This window comes from Clostridia bacterium, from assembly GCA_019683875.1.
GTDB lineage: Bacteria > Bacillota > Sulfobacillia > RBS10-35 > Bu92 > Bu92.
In genome coordinates, this window is the sequence record JADGHN010000167.1 from 1 (window position 1) to 2,867 (window position 2,867).

Annotated in this window: 2 protein-coding genes; both read left to right on the plus strand. The window is 77.9% G+C overall.

Annotation, left to right across the window (positions count from 1 at the left end):
- Positions 1-1,807, plus strand: a 1,807-nt coding sequence (locus IRZ18_09395) for a carboxyltransferase domain-containing protein (GenBank protein ID MBX5477319.1), incomplete at its 5' end; no start/stop codon positions are given.
- A 5-nt stretch (positions 1,808-1,812) separates the two neighbouring features.
- Positions 1,813-2,745 carry an NAD(P)-dependent oxidoreductase gene (locus IRZ18_09400; GenBank protein ID MBX5477320.1) on the plus strand — a complete coding sequence of 311 codons (933 nt, stop codon included), beginning with the start codon at positions 1,813-1,815 and terminating at the stop codon, positions 2,743-2,745.
- The last annotated feature ends 122 nt before the right edge of the window (positions 2,746-2,867 follow it).

Genomic DNA, 2,867 nt, shown 5'->3' on the forward strand with positions numbered 1-2,867 from the left:
CGGCGCGGGCGCCGGCGCGGGCGCGGGCGAGGCGCCGCCCGCGATCGCCCCCGCCGTCCCCGGCTGCCTGCCCTTCGGCGACCGCGCCTGGCTCTTCCGGGGCACCGCCGCGCGGGCGCTCCTGCCCCACCTCGCCGCCGCGCCGCCGTTCATCGCGGGCTACGCCGCCAGCGCCAGCGAGCTCGTCGTGGAGTTCGACCCCCGCGCGGCGGCGCCGGCGGCGAGGTGGCTGGAGCGGCAGTTTGCCGAAAGCGCGGGGGGCGCCGCGGGGCGGGGGCCGGCCGCGGCCGGGCCCTCGCCGCGGGACGCGGCGCACCCCGGTCCCGAGCCGGCGGCTGCCGGGCCGCATCCCGCGGGCGCCACGCCGCTCGAGGGTCGCGTCGTCGTCATCCCCGTCCGTTACGGGGGCGACGACGGGCCCGACTTGAACGAGGTGGCCGCCCTGCTCGGCGCCACCCCGGAAGAGGTGGTGCGCCGGCACACGGCCCGCCCCGTGCCGGTCGCCTTTTTCGGGTTCGCTCCCGGGTTCGCCTATCTCGGCCCCGTCCCCGACCTCGCCGTCCCCCGTCGCGCGGCGCCCCGCGTGCGCGTGCCCGCGGGCGCCGTGGCCCTGGCCGCCGGCTACACCGCCGTCTACCCGCGGGAAGGGCCGGGCGGCTGGCACCTCATCGGCCGCACGGACATCGGCGTGTTCGACCCTTTTCGCGAGCCGCCGGCCGTGTTCGGTCCCGGCGACCTCGTCCAATTCCGCCCCGCGGACGACGCGAGCGACACGGCCCACCGAACCCGCGACGTCGCGCCGGCCGGACCCCCGCGGCGGTCCCCGTCGGACGCTGCGTTCATCGTCGAGCATCCGGGGGTCCAGTCCACCGTGCAGGACGGCCGCCCGCGCCACGGGCGCGCGTACGGCTACCCGCCGTCCGGCGCGCTGGACCGGCCCGCCCTGGCCCGCGCCAACACGCGCGTCGGCAACGACCCGCGCGCCGCCGGGCTTGAACTGCTCCTCGGGGGCCTGCGCCTGCGGGCGCTGCGTCGCGTCGTCATCGCGCTGGACGGCGCCGATCTGGGCTGGGATGTCGACGGCGTCGAGGTGCCCCTTGGGACCGCGTTCGCGGTGGAGGCCGGCCAGGTGCTCCGCGCCGCGCGCCGGCGCGCCGGCCTACGCGGGTACGTGGCGGTGCGCGGCGGGCTCGCCGGCGCCGTCGTCGGCGGCAGCGCGTCGACGGACGTCCGCAACGGCTTCGGCGGCTACGGCCGGCCCCTCGCCGCGGGCGATCACCTGTGGACGGACGCCTTCGGGCCGGTCCCGGGGCGGGAGGCAGGGACGGGGCTGGACCCGGCAGCCCTTCCGCCGGCCGCACCCCCGCCGGTCGCGGCCGACGGTGCCGTTCTGTTGGACGCGGTCCCGCTGGATGCGCTCTGGGAAGTTTCCCCCAAGGCGCTGGCCGCGTTGGCGCAGGCGACGTGGCGCGTCGGACCGCACGGCGACCGCAGCGGCCTGCGCCTCGTGCCGGACGCGGGCGCTCCCGCCCCCGGCCCCGCGGGGGAGCCGGCCACGGCGCCGTCGCAGCCGGCGGTGGCCGGTCTCGTGCAGTGGCCGCCGGACGGCGGCCCGATCGTCCTCCTGCGCGACCACCCGACGACCGGCGGCTACCCGCGGGCGGCCGTCCTCACGAGCGCCGCCCTGGACTCGGCCGCGCAGTTGGGCCCGGGCCAGCGCGTGCGCTTCCGCTGGGTGCCGCCGGGGCTGGCGCAGGCGAGGGCCGCCGCCCTTGAGACGCAACTCTACGGGCCGTGGGAAGGATGATGGCGATGGCGGAACGGGAACGCATCGGCTGGATCGGCCTGGGCATCATGGGAGGGCACATGGCCCGCAACCTGCTGCGGGCGGGATTCCCCGTCACGGTGTACAACCGCACCGCCGCCAAGGCCCGGCCTCTCCTCGACGAGGGGGCCGAATGGGCCCCGTCGCCGGCCGCGGTGGCGCGCCAGGCGGACATCGTCTGCACGTGCGTGACGGGTCCCGACGACCTGCGCGTCGTCGCCCTCGGGCCCGAGGGGGTGGCGGACGGCGCGCGACCGGGCCTCCTGCACATCGACTTCAGCACCGTCTCCCCCGCCGCCGCCCGCGAGGTGGCGGCGGCGCTGCAAGAGCGCGGGGCCGCGTTCCTCGACGCGCCCGTCACCGGCGGCGAGCAGGGGGCCCGGCAGGCGACGCTCACGATCATGATCGGGGGCGATGCGCGGCAGGTCGAGCGCGCGCGGCCGGTGTTCGAGGCGGTCGGCCGGAGGATCTACCATGTGGGCCCCACCGGCGCGGGGCAGACGATGAAGCTCATCGCGAACATGATCGGCGGAATCAACATGCTCGCCGCCTGCGAGGGGCTCGTGATGGGCCTGAAGGCGGGCCTCGACCTCGACCAGATGCTCGAGGTGTTCGAGAACTCGACGGCGCGTTCCGTGTCGCTCGCCCTGGCGGGCGAGCGCGTGAAGAGCGGCCGTTTCGAGCCCGGTTTCAGCGTCGCCAACCGGTACAAGGACTTCGTGCTCGCGCTCGACGAAGCGCGCCGGCTGGGCGTGGCCGTGCCGGGCGCGGCGCTGGCCGCGCAGTTCTATGCGGCCGCGATGGCCCAGGGCCTGGCGGATGCAGACCAGACCGCCCTGTTCCACGTCGTCCGCCAGCTGGCGGGCGAGACGGCGGCGGGAGAGCCGGTGACGAGCGAGCCGCAGCGGGAGAGCCGGTGACGGGTGAACCGGCAGCGGGTGCCTCCGGCGCCCGCCCGGCGACGGACGGCGACGCCTCGGCGACAGATCCGCGGGGCGACGGCGCGCGGGCCTGATGCGGGCGCGGCATCGGCCCGCCGCGC